This window comes from Flavobacterium helocola (genome assembly GCF_038289885.1).
GTDB classification, from domain to species: Bacteria; Bacteroidota; Bacteroidia; order Flavobacteriales; family Flavobacteriaceae; genus Flavobacterium; species Flavobacterium cheniae.
Map to the genome: position 1 here is coordinate 656326 of NZ_JBBYHT010000001.1, position 17408 is coordinate 673733.

Here is a 17408-nt window from a genome sequence, read left to right on the forward strand (position 1 = left end):
TATATTTTATACTAATTTACTAATAATCAGTAGTAAATTTTTTATTTTCTCATTTTATTTTTTAAACCGTAAAAAATACGCACAAAAAAAGCTTCCTCAATTTGAAGAAGCTTTTCCAGAATCAAAATTCATTCATTATTCAGATAAAACCGCATTGCTTATAACTAAACTTTCCTGAACATGAGTTGGAACCAGTTGATAATTACTAAATTCCAATTTGAATTTTGCTTTTCCTTGTGTTAATGAACGAAGTGTTGAGCCGTAATCTTTGAGTTCGGCTAATGGCACTTCGGAAATAATTTTTTGATAATGACCATCGGTGTCCATACCTTGAATGATGGCTCTTCGTGTTTGTAAATCGCCCATTACGTCTCCGGTGTACGCATCTTCGCAAAGCACCTCAAGTTGATAGTAAGGCTCTAAAAGCTGAGGTCTTGCTCCGTTAAAAGCTTCTTTAAACGCATGAGAAGCGGCTAATTGGAACGAAATATCATTACTATCTACCGCATGCATTTTACCATCGTAAATACAAACGCGAATGTTTTGACAATTAGAACCCGTTAACGGACCTTCGGTCATGGATTGCATGATGCCTTTTTTGATAGCAGTAGCGTATCTATTATCAATAGCGCCACCCACAATACACCAATAGAACGCAAATTTTCCACCCCAAGGCAATTCCTCAATTTCTTTGTTGCGAATGTTTACGCCTTGTGGTTCTGGCATATCATCATAATATGGCTCAATCGTTAAATGAACTTCGCCAAATTGCCCTGCGCCACCGCTTTGTTTTTTATGACGGTATTCGGCTTTTGCGGCTTTAGTTATGGTTTCACGATACGGTACTTTTGGTTCTTCAAAAACGATTTCGATATTGTTTTCATTTTCAACACGATGTTTGATTAAATCCAAATGCAATTGTCCTTGACCGTTAACAATAGTTTGTTTTAATTCCGAAGATTGTTCCACTTTAAAAGTCAAATCTTCTTCTTCAATTTGATGGAATGCTTTAATCATTTTTTCCATATCGGCAAGATTAGCAGTAGCAACCGCTTTTCTAATTCTGCTATCAGGAAATTGCATTTTTCTTACTTTTCTTTCTACACCTTTAGCATTCAATGTGTTGTTTGAATGTCCAAATTTCAATCGAACAGTTACGCCCAAATCTCCTGCAACTAATTTTTCTACTGAAGTTCTTTGTTTACCTTCGGTTTCAAAAATTTGAGTTAGGCGTTCGATTTCATCATTATCGGCATTAGCTAATTCATCGCCAGCATTCAATTCGCCCGAAAGCACTTTGAAATAATAAACCGTTCCTACTTGAGGTTCAGAAAGGGTTTTGTAAATAAAAATGGTGGTTTTGTCTGAAGCATCGCATTTTAATTCGCCTCCATTTTCTAATTTTTGGGCCGGTCTGTCAGCTGGAGATGGCGCAATATCATCAAGGAATCCCATGATTCTTCCACTTCCGATATCTTTTAATCCAGAAGCACAGAAAACTGGAAATATTTGTTGATTAGCAAGCGCAATGGTTAATCCTTTTGCTAATTCTTCTTCATCTAAATTACCTTTTTCAAAGTATTTTTCCATTAAACCTTCTTCATTTTCAGCAGCAGCTTCTACTAATGCATTATGAAGCGCATTTGCTTTTTCTAATTCAGAGGCAGGAATTGGCATTTTTTCTGGTTTTCCACCATTTTCTGGGAAAACATACATCGACATACGAAGCACATCGATAATACTATTAAATTTTTCACCTGAATTGTAAGGATATTGAATCGGAATTACCTTATTCCCAAAGCGATTTACCGCTTGCTCTAAAGTAGTTTCAAAATCTGCTTTTGGTTGATCCATTTGATTGATAACAAAAAAAGCAGGCGTTTGATAGTTTTGAACGTATTCCCAAACAATTTCAGTGCCTACTTCTACGCCAGAAGCCGCATTTAGAAGAATTACAGCGGTATCGGCAACTTTAAGTGAAGAAACTACTTCGCCAATAAAATCATCGAAACCTGGAGTGTCTATGATGTTGATTTTGTTGTTGTGCCATTTAACATGCATTAAGTGACTGTATAGGGTGTTTTCTCTTTCGTGTTCTAAATCGGTAAAATCCGAAATGGTATTGTGATTTTCAACCGAACCACGACGTGGAATTACCCCACTTTCAAATAACATGGTCTCGATAAAGGTGGTTTTTCCAGAACCTGAATGCCCAAGAAATACCACGTTTCTAATGTCTTTGGTTGCAATGCTCATGACTTTATGTTTTTTAAATGAATAACTAATTTTAGTTGCATTTTTAGCACATTAAAATTACGAAAGACAAAACACGCAAATCATGACAATTATCATCTCAACAATTGAAAATGAACACAAAAAAAGCGACCCGAAAGTCGCTTTTAAATTTTATTTTTTTGGAAAGATATTATCTTCTTTATTTACATCTGCCATTAAGTTTTCTGGGTCAATGGTGATGGATTTTATTTTTGCTTTTGGTTTTGCAATTTCAAAAGTGAATGTTGGAAATGCCCAATCCCAACCTTTTAATACATTTCCTTTGATTCCGGCATAGGGATTTGGTTTTTCCCAACGCATTAAGGTGTTTGGAATGTAGAAAAATTCTTTGGTTCCGTCGGTGTATTCTACCATAATGTCTAATGGCATTGGCATTCTTCCTTTTCTTTCAAAAACTACTTTTGTATTAGCGGCATTCGCTTCAGAAACTTCTTTGATCCCGTAATCGATAGTGTTAGTGGTTAATGTCCAATCTAACAAATACCAATCTAAATTAGCACCCGAAACTTTTTCTGCAACACGTTTGATATCGTTTGGAGTTGGATGCGTAAATTTATACTCGTTGTAATATCGTTTGATGGTTTTGTTGAGGTTTTCTTGCCCAATTAAATAACCTAATTGTACTAAAAATACTTCTCCTTTACTATAAGCTGAAATACCATACGCCATATTCAAATCATAACGATCGGCGTGAGTGGATAACGGTTGTTCTTTCCCAGATTTTGCTAAATAAATGTAATTATTATATGCATCTTCATAAGGAACTTCAGGTTTTTTAGGAGGCAATACCTTGTTCATTGCTAAATTAGAAATGTAAGAGGTAAATCCTTCGTCCATCCATTCGTGTTTGGTTTCGTTAGTGGCTAAAACAAATTGGAACCATGAATGTGCCATTTCGTGAGCGGTTACACCAACTAAACTTCCAAAAGATCTATTTCCAGTGATTAAGGTACTCATACCATATTCCATTCCGCCATCACCACCTTGAATAACTGAATATTGTTTGTACGGATAAGGCCCAACGTTTTCATTAAAAAACGCTAGTAATTCCGCAGTTTTAGGTTGCATTTTTTTCCAATTTTCTAAATTCTCTTTCTTGTTTTTGTACAAGAAATGCAATTCTACATTGTTTGGACCTAAAATCATATCGTGAATGAACTCGTTATCCGCTCCCCAAGCAAAATCATGCACGTTTGGTGCGTAAAAATGCCAAGTTAAGGTTTTGGTTTTCTTAGGATAAACGACTTGTACACCTGCATCTTGATAACCATGACCGATTTCGTTTTTGTTTTGTAAATAACCTGTTCCACCAATTGTGTAGGCTTTGTCAATCGTAATTTTTACATCAAAATTTCCCCAAACACCATGAAATTCTCTTGCTATGTATGGATTAGCGTGCCATCCTTCGAAATCATATTCGCATAATTTTGGATACCATTGTGTCATCGATAAAGCCACGCCTTCTTCAGAAATTCTTCCCGAGCGACGAATTTGCAACGGTACTTGACCATCAAAATCTAATGAAAGTGTTGTTTTTTGTTTTGGTAAAATAGGTTTTGCTAAAGTTACTTCTAAAATGGTTCCTTCTACTTTTGTGGTTGCGGCAACACCATCTTGTTTGAAATTAGCGATGTTTAAATACCCAATTTCATTCGGTTTTAAAGTGCTAATTCTACTTTCTTTTACATCTTTACCTTCTTTTTTAAAGGTTTTCACCATTCGCTTATCAGGATCAGAAATGGCTTGAAGTCTTGCGTCCATTTCGCTTCCAGGTTGAAACGCATTATTGTACAAATGATAATACACTTTGTGTAGTGTATCGTTAGAATTGTTGGTATAAACAATTTCTTGTTTTCCAGTATATTGGAATTTTTTCACATCCATTTTCACATCCATTTTATAATCAACATGTTGTTGCCAATAACCTGGATTTGGATTGTTTTGTGCGAAACCAATACAAGAAGTAAGTAAAAAAAGTAATTTTTTCATAATCATTTTTTAAAAAGAAAAACCTACAAGAATTTGAGAACCTGTAGGTTTTGGTTTTACTAAAGTAGTGAAATTTTTATTTTTTCGACATTTTTTCAGCTAATAATAATGCATTGTATGCATTTACGATTCTACCTGATTTTGATGCGTCAGCAAAATTAGCTTTGTGTTTGTCTTCTCCAATAGTTACTGTGTTTTTCAACGGAGTACCACTTTCCATAATAATTTGTTTTACTTGAACTGCAGTTAAGCTTGGATAGTAAGAACGAATTAATGTTGCTACACCTGCTACGTTAGGCGAAGCCATTGAAGTTCCTTGTAAATATTCGTAAGTGTTTAATGGAGTAGTAGCATAAATTTTTTCTCCTGGTGCAAAAATATCAACATTGTTTTTTCCGTAATTAGAAAAATCAGCTACCATTTTGCTTCCATAACTTGGCGCTAAAGCTCCGATAATTAAAACATTTTTTGCATATTCTGGAGAGTTGTCATACGTATCGTTCGGATATTTATTAGTAACATCTAAATCATACGATTCGTTTCCAGCAGCGATAACTACTAAAACGTCTTTCGATTCTGCATATTTGATGGCGTCGATAACCCATTCTTTGTTTTGAGAAAAATATTTTCCAAAAGAACCGTTGATTACTTTTGCACCATTATCTACTGCATAACGAATTCCTAAAGCGATATCTTTATCATATTCATCACCATTTGGAACGGCTCTAACGGTTAATATTTGAGCGTTGTTTGTAACACCATCTCCACCTTTATTGTTCCCTCTAACTTGAGCTACAATTCCAGCAACATGCGTTCCGTGCTTAGCTTCTTTTGGCTCTGGACCAACTACATTGTTGTTTCCATATTTAGTGTCTTTTAAATCGTTTGGATTATCGCCAACGATTTTTCTTCCATCAAAATCAACATTTAAGTTGTAATTTAATTGTCCGTAAACATAGTCTTTATATTCTTCAATTTGTTTGTCGAAATCTGCTTTTGATGTTGTGCTTAAAACTTGCATAAAAACAGCTTTTGGTTGAGCCAAAGATGTTTCAGTCGCAGGAATTGCTTTTACTTCTTCTAATGTGAAATTGCTTTTCTTAAAGTAAGTAGTTAATTGTTTTTCAGCATTTACAATAAAATCTAATTGCTGTTTTTGAGGTGTAAGTCCTTTTAATTCTTCTTCTAATTTTGCTTTCGCTTTATCATAATCTGGAGTTCCAGGACCTTTTTTAACAATACGCGTCATTTCTAATTGTTCGTGAACAGCATTTCCTAAGAAATTCCATCCATGCATATCATCAACGTAACCGTTTTTGTCATCGTCAATTTTATTTCCAGCAATTTCTTTTGGATTGGTCCAAATAACCGCTTTTAAATCTTCGTGGTTGATGTCTACACCAGAATCTACGATTCCTACGATAACTTTTTGTCCTTTTTTGCCCTTAAGTAATTCTTTATAAGCTTTGTCTACACTCATTCCAGGAAGCGTATCTTTTACCAAATCTAAATGACTCCAACGTTGTAAGTCTTTCTCAGCAACTGGAGTTGTTTTTAAAGGTAAATTATCAATATTTTCAACCGGAGTTGATACCATTTTTTGTGATCCACAACTTGCTAAAACAAGTCCTAAAGCTAAGCTTAAATACAGTGGTCTAAAAATTTTCTTCATATTCTCAATTAATTAATTTCAGTTATTGGACTGAAGTGTTTTGTATTTGTTACAGTTATAGTTGTTTTTAACTTTATTTTAAAATGTCTTCACATTTGAAAATTTCTTTTAATCGAATTCCTTTTTCGGTATGTTGAACTGTTATAATTTGATTGTGAGCGTCGTGTTCTAGCCACAAATAATAATTATTGTCGGCAGCGTTATTTAAAAATATTTGCTTTTCATCCATTGACATCAAAGGTCTTGTGTCGTATCCAGTTACATATGGTATTGGAATATGGCCCGCAGTTGGTAGCATATCGGCACAAAAAACAATGGTTTTTCCATTATAATTGATGTGTGGTAACATTTGTTTTTCGGTATGACCATCAGCGTAGAAAATATCGAAACCTAATTCGCTTGAAAAACCAAAATCACTATCAGGGCGATTGATAAATTGTAATTGTCCGCTTTCTTGCATTGGGATTAAATTTTCATGCAAAAATGATGCTTTTTCACGAGCGTTTGGTTTCGTTGCCCATTCCCAATGATTGTCATTAGTCCAAAACTTAGCATTTTTAAAAGCGACTTCGTAACCCGTTTTGTCTTTGTTCCAATTTACACTTCCACCACAATGGTCAAAATGCAAATGCGTCATGAAGACATCAGTAATATCATCGCGATGAAAACCAGCATTTTTTAAGGATTTATCTAAAGAATGATTGCCCCAAAGCGAATAATATCCAAAAAATTTATCCGATTGTTTGTTTCCCATTCCGGTATCAATCAACGTCAATCGGTTTCCGTCTTCAATTAATAAGCATCTCGCAGCAATATCAATTAGGTTATTTTCGTCGGCTGGATTGGTTTTATTCCAAATGGTTTTAGGCACCACGCCAAACATAGCGCCACCATCTAATTTAAAATTTCCAGCTTCAATTGGGTGTAATTTCATGATCAAAACAATTTTCAGCCAAATTACAAAAAATACTATAAATAGAAACTATGAATCTATAAGTTATAAAAATGTTAGCAACTCTTGTAAAAAGCAATTTATGGATTATCTTTGCAGTTAATTTAGACAAAATCAAAATAAGAAATGATTAAAGTATCTGATACAGCAAGTAAAAAAATCATCAGCATGATGCAAGAAGATGGTTTTGATGCAGCCAAAGATTACGTGCGAGTAGGCGTAAAAAGTGGTGGTTGCTCGGGTTTGTCTTATGATTTAAAATTTGACAAAGAAATAGGAGAAAACGATAAAATATTTGAAGATAATAATGTAAAAATTGCCGTTGAGAAAAAGAGTTTTCTTTATTTGGCAGGAACTATATTAGAGTTTTCGGGTGGTTTAAACGGAAAAGGATTTGTTTTTAACAATCCAAATGCACAAAGAACGTGTGGATGTGGAGAGAGTTTCTCTCTATAAATCAAAAGATATGAGTAAATATACTGAAGACGACTTAAAAGTCGAATTAGAAAATAAAGAATACGAATACGGATTTTATACAGAATTGGACTCGGAAACGTTTCCTATTGGATTAAATGAAGACATTGTTCGTGCCATTTCAAAGAAAAAAGAAGAGCCAGAATGGATGACGGAATGGCGTTTAGAAGCTTTTCGTGCTTGGTTAGAAATGGTTGAGCCAGAATGGGCAAATGTGCATTATGAAAAACCAGATTTTCAAGCGATTTCGTATTATTCGGCACCTAAAAAAGCCGATCCAAATAAAAAATTAGAAGACGTTGATCCAGAACTTTTAGCGATGTACAAAAAGTTAGGAATTTCGGTTGATGAACAAAAGAAAATGAACAATGTAGCGATTGATATCGTTGTAGATTCGGTTTCTGTAGCAACGACTTTTAAGAAAACATTAAACGAAAAAGGCATTATTTTCTGTTCGATTTCGGAAGCTATCAAAGAACATCCAGAATTAGTTCGAAAATATTTAGGAACTATTGTCCCGCAGAAAGATAATTTCTATGCCGCTTTAAATTCGGCGGTTTTTTCTGACGGAAGTTTCTGTTACATTCCAAAAGGCGTTCGTTGTCCTATGGAATTATCAACGTATTTCAGAATCAATCAAGGCGGAACAGGTCAGTTTGAAAGAACATTGTTAATTGCGGACGAAGGAAGTTATGTTTCGTATTTGGAAGGTTGTACGGCTCCAAGCCGTGATGAAAACCAATTGCACGCAGCCGTTGTGGAATTAATTGCAATGGACGATGCCGAAATTAAATATTCAACGGTTCAAAACTGGTATCCTGGAAATAAAGAAGGAAAAGGTGGTGTTTATAATTTCGTAACCAAAAGAGGTTTATGCGAGAAAAACGCTAAAATTTCTTGGACACAAGTAGAAACGGGTTCGGCAGTAACCTGGAAATATCCATCGGTAGTTTTAAAAGGTGACAATTCAATTGGTGAATTTTATTCGATAGCCGTTACTAATAATTTCCAACAAGCAGATACAGGAACGAAAATGATTCACTTGGGTAAAAACTCAAAGTCAACAATTATTTCCAAAGGAATTTCTGCTGGAAAATCACAAAATAGTTATAGAGGATTAGTACAAATAGGAGCAAGAGCTGAAAACGCACGTAATTTCTCTCAATGTGATTCGCTTTTAATGGGAAATAATTGTGGCGCACATACTTTTCCATATATCGAAAGTAAAAATGCTTCGGCAAAAATTGAACACGAAGCTACGACTTCAAAAATTGGAGAAGATCAAGTATTCTATTGCAACCAACGGGGAATCCCAACAGAAAAAGCCATAGCCTTAATCGTAAACGGATTCAGTAAAGAAGTATTGAATAAATTACCAATGGAATTTGCAGTGGAAGCCCAAAAATTATTGGAAATTTCGTTAGAAGGCTCTGTAGGATAATCAATCATAAATTAGAATAAATAACACATTTACAAAATGTTACAAATAAAAAACTTACACGCTTCGGTAGAAGACAAAGAAATATTAAAAGGAATCAACCTTGAAATTAAGGCAGGAGAAGTTCATGCGATTATGGGACCAAACGGTGCCGGAAAATCAACGTTATCTTCAATCATTGCTGGAAACGAAAATTACGAAGTTTCTCAAGGAGAAATCTTTTTAGACGGTGAAGAAATTTCAGAATTAGCTCCAGAAGAAAGAGCTCATAAAGGTGTTTTCTTATCGTTCCAATATCCAGTTGAAATTCCAGGTGTTTCGGTGACAAATTTCATCAAAACAGCTATCAACGAAAGTAGAAAAGCCAACGGAAAAGAGGAAATGCCAGCTAACGAAATGCTGAAGTTAATTCGTGAAAAATCAGAATTATTGGAAATGGACAGAAAATTCTTGTCGCGTTCGTTAAACGAAGGTTTTTCAGGTGGTGAGAAGAAACGTAATGAAATCTTCCAAATGGCAATGTTAGAGCCAAAAATCGCAATTTTGGACGAAACCGATTCAGGTTTAGATATCGATGCGTTACGAATTGTGGCTAACGGTGTAAATAAATTGAAAAACGAAAACAACGCGGTGTTAGTCATTACGCACTACCAACGTTTGTTAGATTATATTGTTCCAGATTTCGTTCACGTTTTAATGGACGGGAAAATCGTAAAAACGGGTGGAGCTGATTTAGCTTTAGAGTTAGAAGAAAAAGGTTACGACTGGATTAAAAACGAGTTGGTTTAATTCGTTTCAGGTTTCAAGTTTCAGGTTTTTAGAACCTCATTTATACACACGACAAATTTAATTTTATATACGCCATGGCAACAATTACAAAGTTCGAAGATTTAGAAATTTGGCAAGAAGCTAGAAAATTAGCAAAAGAAGTTTTTATTCTTTCAAAAGAAACAGATTTAAAAACTGATTTTAGATTTAAAGAACAAATAAAAGCATCATCTGGTTCCGTAATGGATAATATTGCTGAAGGTTTTGAAAGAGATGGAAATTTGGAATTTCGCCAATTTTATCTGTAGCAAAAGGTTCGGCAGGAGAAACCAGATCTCAAATTTATAGACTTTATGATTGCGAGTATATTTCGGAAGAACAGTTTAAAGATTTGAAGAATAAATATGAAAACTTAAGCGGTAAAATTAAAAATTTCATCACTTATTTAAACAAGAAAGATTTCAAAGGAAACAAGTTCCAATAACCTGAAACTTGAAACCTGAAACAAAATATTGGACAATGGAATTAAAAGATAAAATGTTAGCTTCTTTCATGGCCTTTGAAGAAAAAATCAAAGACAATGAAGATTTGCACGAAGTTCGAAATCACGCCATAAAAAATTTCGAAAACAAAGGTTTCCCTACTAAAAAAGAAGAAGCTTGGAAATACACGTCGTTAAATGCGATTTTGAAAAATGATTTTTCGGTTTTCCCAAAGAAAGAAAATGCAATCGAATTTAAAGACGTAAAAAAGTATTTCTTACACGAAATTGACACTTACAAAGTAGTTTTTATTGACGGAATTTTTAGTTCGTTTTTGTCTTCTACAACGCACGACGGTTTAGATGTTTGTTTGATGGCTTCGGCTTTGAGCAAACCTAAATATAAAATGGTAATTGATACGTATTTCAATCAAATTGCAAGTAAAGAAGAGAGTTTGACTTCTCTAAATACCGCTTTTTCATTGGAAGGTGCGTATATCAATATTCCAAAAAGTAAAGTGGTTGAAAAGCCTATCGAAATCATCTATTTCTCAACCGGAAATGAAGCGGCTTTGATGGTACAACCTCGAAACTTAATTATCGTAGGTGAAAACGCTCACGTGCAAATCGTAGAACGTCATCAAAGTTTGAATTCTAATCCAGTTTTAACGAATTCGGTTACCGAAATTTTCGCTCAAAAACGTGCGATTGTAGACTATTATAAAGTTCAAAACGATGTGCAAACTGCGAATTTGATTGACAATACTTACATTGCGCAAAAGCAAGAGAGTAGAGTAGCAGTACATACGTTTTCGTTTGGTGGAAACATCACCAGAAACAACTTGAATTTCTATCACCAAGGAGAACGAATCGATTCAACGTTAAAAGGAATTACCATTATTGGCGACAAACAACACGTAGATCATTATACTTTGGTACAACATGCAACTCCAAATTGCGAAAGTCACCAAAACTATAAAACGATTTTGCACGATAACTCAACCGGAGTTTTCAATGGAAAAATCTTCGTAGAAAAAGAAGCGCAAAAAACCGATGCATTCCAACAAAATAACAACATTTTAATTGGCGATAAAGCGACTATAAACGCAAAACCACAATTGGAAATTTTTGCCGATGATGTAAAATGTTCACACGGTTGTACGATTGGACAATTAGACGAAAGTGCGATGTTTTACATGCAACAACGCGGAATTCCGAAAAAAGAAGCGAAAGCTTTATTGATGTATGCGTTTACAAGCGAAGTAACCAACAGCATCAAAATACCAGAATTAAAAGCTAAAATCGGTAGAATTATTGCTGATAAATTAGGAGTTAATATGGGATTTGATTTGTAGTATATAAAGCCGCTTTATTGCGGTTTTGTTTTATAAAAAATAAAAAATATCAATATGTTTGATGTTCAAAAAGTAAGAGCTGATTTTCCCATTTTATCGCAAAAAGTAAATGGCAAACCCTTGGTCTATTTTGATAACGGAGCTACTTCGCAAAAGCCGCAAGTGGTTATCGATGCTATTTCTAAATATTACAGTGAAATCAATGCGAATATTCACCGTGGTGTGCATACGTTGAGTCAATTGGCTACGGATGCTTATGAAGTGTCGCGAAATACGATTCAAAATCACTTAAACGCAAAACACAATCACGAAATCATTTTTACTTCGGGAACGACTTTCGGAATTAACTTGGTGGCGAATGGTTTTGCAAGTTTATTAAAAGCAGGCGATGAGGTGATGGTATCCGCTTTGGAACACCATAGTAACATTGTGCCTTGGCAATTTTTATGTGAAAAAACTGGAGCAAAGTTGGTCGTAATTCCAATGAATGAAAAAGGAGAATTAATCATTTCAGCATTCGACAAATTACTTTCCGAAAAAACTAAAATTGTAACAGTTAATCACATTTCAAATGCATTAGGAACGGTTAACCCAATTGAATACATCATTAAAAAAGCACATGGAGTAGGAGCAGCTGTTTTAATCGATGGAGCACAAGCAACTCCTCATTTACGTCCAGATGTGCAAGCATTGGATTGTGATTTTTATGTGTTTTCGGGACATAAAGTTTGCGGACCAACAGGCGTTGGAATTTTGTACGGAAAAGAAGAATGGTTGCGAAAATTGCCACCCTATCAAGGTGGAGGCGAAATGATTGCCGAAGTAACATTCGAGAAAACAACTTACGCTGATTTACCACATAAATTCGAAGCCGGAACTCCAAATATCGAAGGTGGAATTGTTTTAGGAACCGCAATTGATTATATGAATGCAATTGGTTTTGATAATATTGCAGCTTACGAACAAGAATTATTAGATTACGGAACCAAAAGATTACAAGAAATAGAAGGTTTAACGATTTACGGAACGAGTGAAAATAAAGCTTCAGTCATTTCGTTTAATATCGATGGTATTCACCCGTATGACATTGGCACAATTATAGATAAGTTAGGTATAGCGGTTAGAACCGGTCATCATTGCGCCCAACCTATTATGAATTTTTTCAATATTCCTGGAACGATAAGAGCAAGTTTTGCTTTTTATAATACCAAGGAAGAAATTGATATCTTTGTAGAAGCGGTTAAAAAAGCGCAAATGATGTTATCTTAAAAAATGTTATTATGAAATTATTCGCATTAGTTTTTAGTATGATGAGTTTTTTTACCAGTTGTAAGTGTAAAGATGCCACAATCCAAGATGAAGAAAAAATTGTAAATACGGAATCAAATTTGGAAAATCAAATTTTAAACTTACCGGTTGTGGTTTATCAAGAAACGACAAGAGGAATGTACCGAAAAATATCAATCAACGAAGGGAAAATTTTTGTTGTTACTGCTCATGGTGCAAAACCAGCTTTTTGGGAATTAAAAAAAGAAGATTATAAAAAATTATTGGATTTATATCAAAAAATTGATTTGAACGGTTTAAGTTCTTTAAAAGACCCAACTCAAAAACGATTCTATGATGGAGCACCAATAGCAACATTATCGTTTACTAATGAAAAAGATACGTACACTTCTTCTGAATTTGATGGAGGTTTTCCTCCAAAAGAGATAGAAGCTTTTGTAAATGAGTTAATAGTAGTTGCCGAAAAATTAAATAAATAATGACCATTAAAGATATACAAAACGAAATTGTAGATGAGTTTTCGATGTTTGACGATTGGATGCAACGTTATGAATACATCATTGAATTAGGAAAATCTCTTCCTTTAATTGATGAACAATATAAAGTAGATGAAAACATCATCAAAGGGTGCCAATCAAAAGTTTGGGTTCATGGTGAAGAAAAAGATGGAAAAATTGTTTTCACAGCAGATAGTGATGCGATTTTAACTAAAGGAATTATTGCTATTTTAATCCGAGCGTTTTCAAACCAAACACCAGCAGCAATTTTGGATGCTAATACCGATTTTATTGACGAAATAGGATTAAAAGAACATTTATCACCAACAAGAGCGAACGGTTTGGTTTCAATGATAAAACAAATAAAAATGTATGCTTTGGCATTTGAATCGAGAAGATAGTTATGAAAAAAGACAAGTATTTATTTTTTGCTTTAATTTTTTTTAATTTCCTTTTTTCTCAAGAGAAGATAGATAAAAATAAAGAAGATAAAATTTATTTTACCTATTTAAAAAAATCTAATTATAGAATCAAGGATTCAAATGTTTATGGTGATTCTTTAATGTTTGCTATTGATTTTCCATACCTTAAACCAAGAAAAACAAAGTTTTCAAACGATTCGTTGAATAGTGAATTTTTCTTACCCGTTAGTAGTTTTAAAAATGAAAATAAAACTAAGCTTGTGGGTATTCTTTATCATTCTAATGAACAAATAGAAGGTGTATATGACACAAAAAAAAATAAAACAACATTACAGATTAAAAGAGATGATTTTGAATTAAAAAATCTTTTTAGAACACATTTTAATGAAAATTATCAAAAATTTAAATATACTATAATACTAGATTATAATAAGCAAAAAATTTATTACAAATATCCATCTTCATCGTATTCTTTTAACTTTTCTGAAATGTTTAAAAAAATTGAATATAATGATGATACATTTCTAGAAGGAAATTATTTAAGCCAAACTAAAGAATATATTCAAAATAATAAGGTGCTTTTTAACAACAAACTTAACCCAAAAATAGGTACGGATATTATTTTTTCGAATCAGAAATTTGGTTTAATTAAAATCGTAACTGTTTTTGAGACAGTCGAATTATTAACAGAAAATAATTAAAATAATGGAAGAATTTAACGATACAATCAACTTAGGCGAAGACGTTGTCAAAGTTTTAAAAGGAATTTTTGACCCAGAGATTCCAGTAGATATTTACGAATTAGGTTTAATCTACGATGTGATGATTAATGAAGATAACGATGTAAAAATCTTAATGACGCTAACTTCACCTAACTGCCCAGTAGCGGAGACTTTACCTCAAGAAGTTGAGGAAAAAGTAAAATCTATTGATGCTGTAAAATCATGCGAAGTAGAAATTACTTTTGATCCGCCTTGGAGCAAAGATTTAATGAGCGAAGAAGCAAAATTAGAATTAGGAATGTTGTAAAATTTGTTTAATGTTTCAAGTTACAGGTTGTTCAACTTGAAACTTGAGACTTGAAACTTTTCAAATGGACGAAATAGTAAATAAAGTTGCGCAAAGTTCTTTGATGGTATTCGATTTAGAAGATTACTATCCAGATAATCATGTAGTAGATTTAGATATTTCGCAATGGTTGTTGGAAGGATTCATTTTAAAAGAATCTGATTTTAGAGCACAATTAAAAAACAACGATTGGTCTCAATTTGAAGACAAATATGTTGCTTTGTATTGTTCAACAGATGCTATTTTGCCAGCATGGTCATTTGCTTTAGTTTCGGTTTATTTAGCGCCCCATGCTTTAAAAGTAATTCACGGAAATAAAGAATTAGCAGTTATCGAATGGTATCAAGATATTTTGAACAAACTCGATTATACCGATTATTTTCAAAAACCAGTAATTTTGAAAGGTTGTTCTAAAAAATCGGTACCCAATCAAGTATATACTTTAGCGATTCAAAAATTAATGAAAGTTGCTAAAAGCGTCATGTTTGGCGAAGCTTGTTCAGCAGTCCCATTGTTTAAACAAAAATAAGTACCTTTGCGCCTTTAATTTTAAAAATTTAAGGAATGAAAAGACTTTTTTTATTGATACTATTTGTTTCATCGGTTAGTATTGCTCAAGAAACAACAGTTGATACAACAAAACATTGGACCAGAAAAGGCGTTTTTACCTTTTTAGCTAATCAATCTTCTTTTAGTAATTGGCAAGCGGGTGGTCAAAATAACTTCGCTGGAAATGTTGGATTTAATTATGATTTCAATTATAAAAACGGCGATTGGAATTGGGATAACAAATGGATTGTTTCTTACGGTTTAACCAAAATTAAAGGAGCTGATACTCAAAAAACCGACGATAGAATTGAATTGAATTCTCTTTTAGGAAAAAAGGCTTCTGGTGAGTGGTTTTATTCTGCCTTTTTCAATTTCAAAACACAAATGGATACAGGTTTAGATCCAGCAACTCAAACTGTAAAAATTTCACATTTCTTTTCACCTGCCTTTTTTCAATTTGGACCAGGTATGTTATGGAAGAAAAGTGATAATTTAAAAGTAAATATTGCACCAGCAACTTCAAAATTAATTGTAGTTCACGATCATTTTACAGAATTTGGTTCGTCTTTTGGAGTAGAACAAGGAGAAACAACTCGATATGAATTAGGAGCCGCGGTTAATGGTTATTATAAATTCAATATCATGGAGAATGTTTCGGTAGAAAACATCTTGAATTTTTATTCTAACTATTTAGAAGATCCGCAAAATGTTGATATTGATTACCAGTTGAACATTGTGATGAAAATCAACAAATACTTATCTACAAACTTTGCGTTTCAAACGATTTATGATGACAATGCATTTAGAGGCTTTCAAACCAAACAAATTATTGGTTTAGGTGTGAATTATGGTTTCTAATTCAAAATAGCTTAAATAAAACAAAAAGACCTCAATTGAGGTCTTTTTTTATTCATTTTCAACAGCATCTTTATAATCTGGATATAAAAACTTGTTGTATGGAAATCGAGTAATATGAATTTCTCTGACTGCTTCGTAAACCTTTTCTCTAAATTCTTCAAAGTTGGCTTTTTCGGTTGCCGAAATAAATAAAGTGTTGTTTTCACCTAGTTTGCTCATCCAGGTTCTTTTCCAATCTTCCAAAGTGTAATGTTTAGTTGTCTTTTCAACACTCAAATCGTTTTCATCAAAATAAACGGATTTAAAAGCATCAATTTTATTAAAAACCATAATAGTCGGTTTATCAGCACTTTTAATATCTAATAAAATTTTATTTACTGATGCAATATGGTCTTCAAATTCAGGATGTGAAATATCAACCACATGAAGTAATAAATCTGCTTCTCTAACTTCATCTAACGTACTTTTAAACGATTCAACTAATTGTGTTGGTAGTTTTCTAATAAAACCAACCGTGTCGCTTAAAAGAAACGGCAAATTCTTAATTACAGTTTTACGAACTGTTGTGTCAAGGGTTGCGAACAGTTTATTTTCTACAAACACATCACTTTTCCCAACAGCATTCATTAAAGTTGATTTTCCAACATTGGTATAACCCACCAAAGCAACACGAACCATGGCACCACGATTACTTCGTTGGGTTGCCATTTGTTTGTCGATAACTTTAATTTTATCTTTCAGTAATGATATTCTATCGCGTACTATACGACGGTCGGTTTCAATTTCAGTTTCACCGGGACCGCGCATTCCAATTCCCCCTTTTTGACGTTCTAAGTGCGTCCACATCCCAGTTAAGCGAGGTAGTAAATATTGACATTGGGCTAATTCTACTTGTGTTCTTGCATAAGAGGTTTCCGCTCGTTGCGCGAAGATATCTAAGATAAGATTGGTTCTATCTAATACTTTACAGTCTAATTCTTTGGTGATGTTTTTGGATTGAGATGGCGTTAATTCGTCATCAAAGATTACAGTTGTGATATTGTTGTCTTTGATGTAATATTTAATTTCTTCTAATTTACCAGTTCCAACAAAAGTTTTCGGATTTGGTTTGTCCATTTTTTGGGAAAAACGTTTTACAACTGTTCCTCCAGCTGTAAAGGTCAAAAACTCCAATTCGTCAAGATATTCGTTTAGTTTCTCTTCACTTTGGTTTTGCGTAACAATTCCTACTACTATTGATTTTTCAAAGTCAATAACTTCTTTCTCTAACATAATCGTTCTTTAAGAATACAAAGGTACGAAA

General features: G+C 33.5%; 16 protein-coding genes and 1 pseudogene. 12 read left to right on the top strand and 5 right to left on the bottom strand.

The genetic code is table 11. The features are described 5' to 3' along the window. Positions 1–135 precede the first annotated feature (135 nt). The 4 genes from AAEO58_RS03115 to AAEO58_RS03130 form a co-directional block, all read right to left on the bottom strand. A complete protein-coding gene (locus AAEO58_RS03115) occupies positions 136–2256 on the bottom strand; it encodes an elongation factor G (protein WP_341681848.1) in 2121 nt (706 codons plus the stop codon). A gap of 150 nt (positions 2257–2406) precedes the next feature. After that, a complete protein-coding gene (locus AAEO58_RS03120; RefSeq protein ID WP_341681850.1) occupies positions 2407–4284 on the bottom strand; it encodes a M1 family metallopeptidase in 1878 nt (625 codons plus the stop codon). Positions 4285–4360: 76 nt separating this feature from the next. Continuing rightward, a complete protein-coding gene (locus AAEO58_RS03125) occupies positions 4361–5956 on the bottom strand; it encodes a S8 family peptidase (protein WP_341681851.1) in 1596 nt (531 codons plus the stop codon). A 73-nt stretch (positions 5957–6029) separates the two neighbouring features. Next, the gene (locus AAEO58_RS03130) at positions 6030–6890 is read right to left on the bottom strand and encodes an MBL fold metallo-hydrolase (RefSeq protein WP_341681853.1); all 861 of its coding nucleotides are present in this window, start codon (positions 6888–6890) and stop codon (positions 6030–6032) included. A gap of 144 nt (positions 6891–7034) precedes the next feature. On the opposite strand from AAEO58_RS03130, the gene AAEO58_RS03135 reads away from it, so the two are divergent. The 12 genes and pseudogenes from AAEO58_RS03135 (at position 7035) to AAEO58_RS03190 (ending at position 16105) form a co-directional block, all read left to right on the top strand. Beyond that, entirely contained in the window at positions 7035–7364 is a 330-nt protein-coding gene (locus AAEO58_RS03135; protein WP_133609171.1) for a HesB/IscA family protein, read from the top strand. Positions 7365–7374: 10 nt separating this feature from the next. Further along, the gene (sufB, locus tag AAEO58_RS03140) at positions 7375–8823 is read left to right on the top strand and encodes a Fe-S cluster assembly protein SufB (protein WP_133609173.1); all 1449 of its coding nucleotides are present in this window, start codon (positions 7375–7377) and stop codon (positions 8821–8823) included. Between the two features lie 36 nt (positions 8824–8859). Beyond that, the gene (gene sufC, locus AAEO58_RS03145) at positions 8860–9609 is read left to right on the top strand and encodes a Fe-S cluster assembly ATPase SufC (protein ID WP_341681857.1); all 750 of its coding nucleotides are present in this window, start codon (positions 8860–8862) and stop codon (positions 9607–9609) included. Between the two features lie 74 nt (positions 9610–9683). Further along, positions 9684–10072 (top strand): annotated as a pseudogene (locus tag AAEO58_RS03150) (four helix bundle protein). A gap of 35 nt (positions 10073–10107) precedes the next feature. After that, entirely contained in the window at positions 10108–11424 is a 1317-nt protein-coding gene (gene sufD, locus AAEO58_RS03155) for a Fe-S cluster assembly protein SufD (protein WP_341681859.1), read from the top strand. Positions 11425–11478: 54 nt separating this feature from the next. Then, on the top strand, positions 11479–12693 hold the full coding sequence (locus AAEO58_RS03160; RefSeq protein ID WP_341681860.1) for an aminotransferase class V-fold PLP-dependent enzyme: 1215 nt from the start codon (positions 11479–11481) through the stop codon (positions 12691–12693). 11 nt (positions 12694–12704) lie between these two features. Beyond that, positions 12705–13190 carry a hypothetical protein gene (locus AAEO58_RS03165; RefSeq protein WP_341681862.1) on the top strand — a complete coding sequence of 162 codons (486 nt, stop codon included), beginning with the start codon at positions 12705–12707 and terminating at the stop codon, positions 13188–13190. Then, positions 13190–13609: a SufE family protein gene (locus tag AAEO58_RS03170; protein WP_341681863.1), complete on the top strand. Its 420-nt coding sequence runs from the start codon at positions 13190–13192 to the stop codon at positions 13607–13609. Before AAEO58_RS03165 ends, AAEO58_RS03170 begins: the two co-directional genes overlap by 1 nt. 2 nt (positions 13610–13611) lie before the next feature. Continuing rightward, complete coding sequence (locus tag AAEO58_RS03175; protein WP_341681865.1) at positions 13612–14331, top strand: hypothetical protein; 720 nt, start codon at positions 13612–13614, stop codon at positions 14329–14331. Positions 14332–14335: 4 nt separating this feature from the next. Further along, the gene (locus AAEO58_RS03180; protein WP_111566555.1) at positions 14336–14659 is read left to right on the top strand and encodes an SUF system Fe-S cluster assembly protein; all 324 of its coding nucleotides are present in this window, start codon (positions 14336–14338) and stop codon (positions 14657–14659) included. 64 nt (positions 14660–14723) lie between these two features. Beyond that, a complete protein-coding gene (locus tag AAEO58_RS03185; protein WP_341681868.1) occupies positions 14724–15227 on the top strand; it encodes a DUF2480 family protein in 504 nt (167 codons plus the stop codon). Between the two features lie 35 nt (positions 15228–15262). Next, positions 15263–16105 (top strand): DUF3078 domain-containing protein, encoded by an 843-nt coding sequence (locus AAEO58_RS03190; protein ID WP_341681870.1) that lies wholly within the window; start codon positions 15263–15265, stop codon positions 16103–16105. Between the two features lie 48 nt (positions 16106–16153). Here AAEO58_RS03190 and hflX read toward each other — a convergent pair whose 3' ends face one another. Continuing rightward, complete coding sequence (gene hflX, locus AAEO58_RS03195; protein WP_133609197.1) at positions 16154–17377, bottom strand: GTPase HflX; 1224 nt, start codon at positions 17375–17377, stop codon at positions 16154–16156. Positions 17378–17408 lie beyond the last annotated feature (31 nt).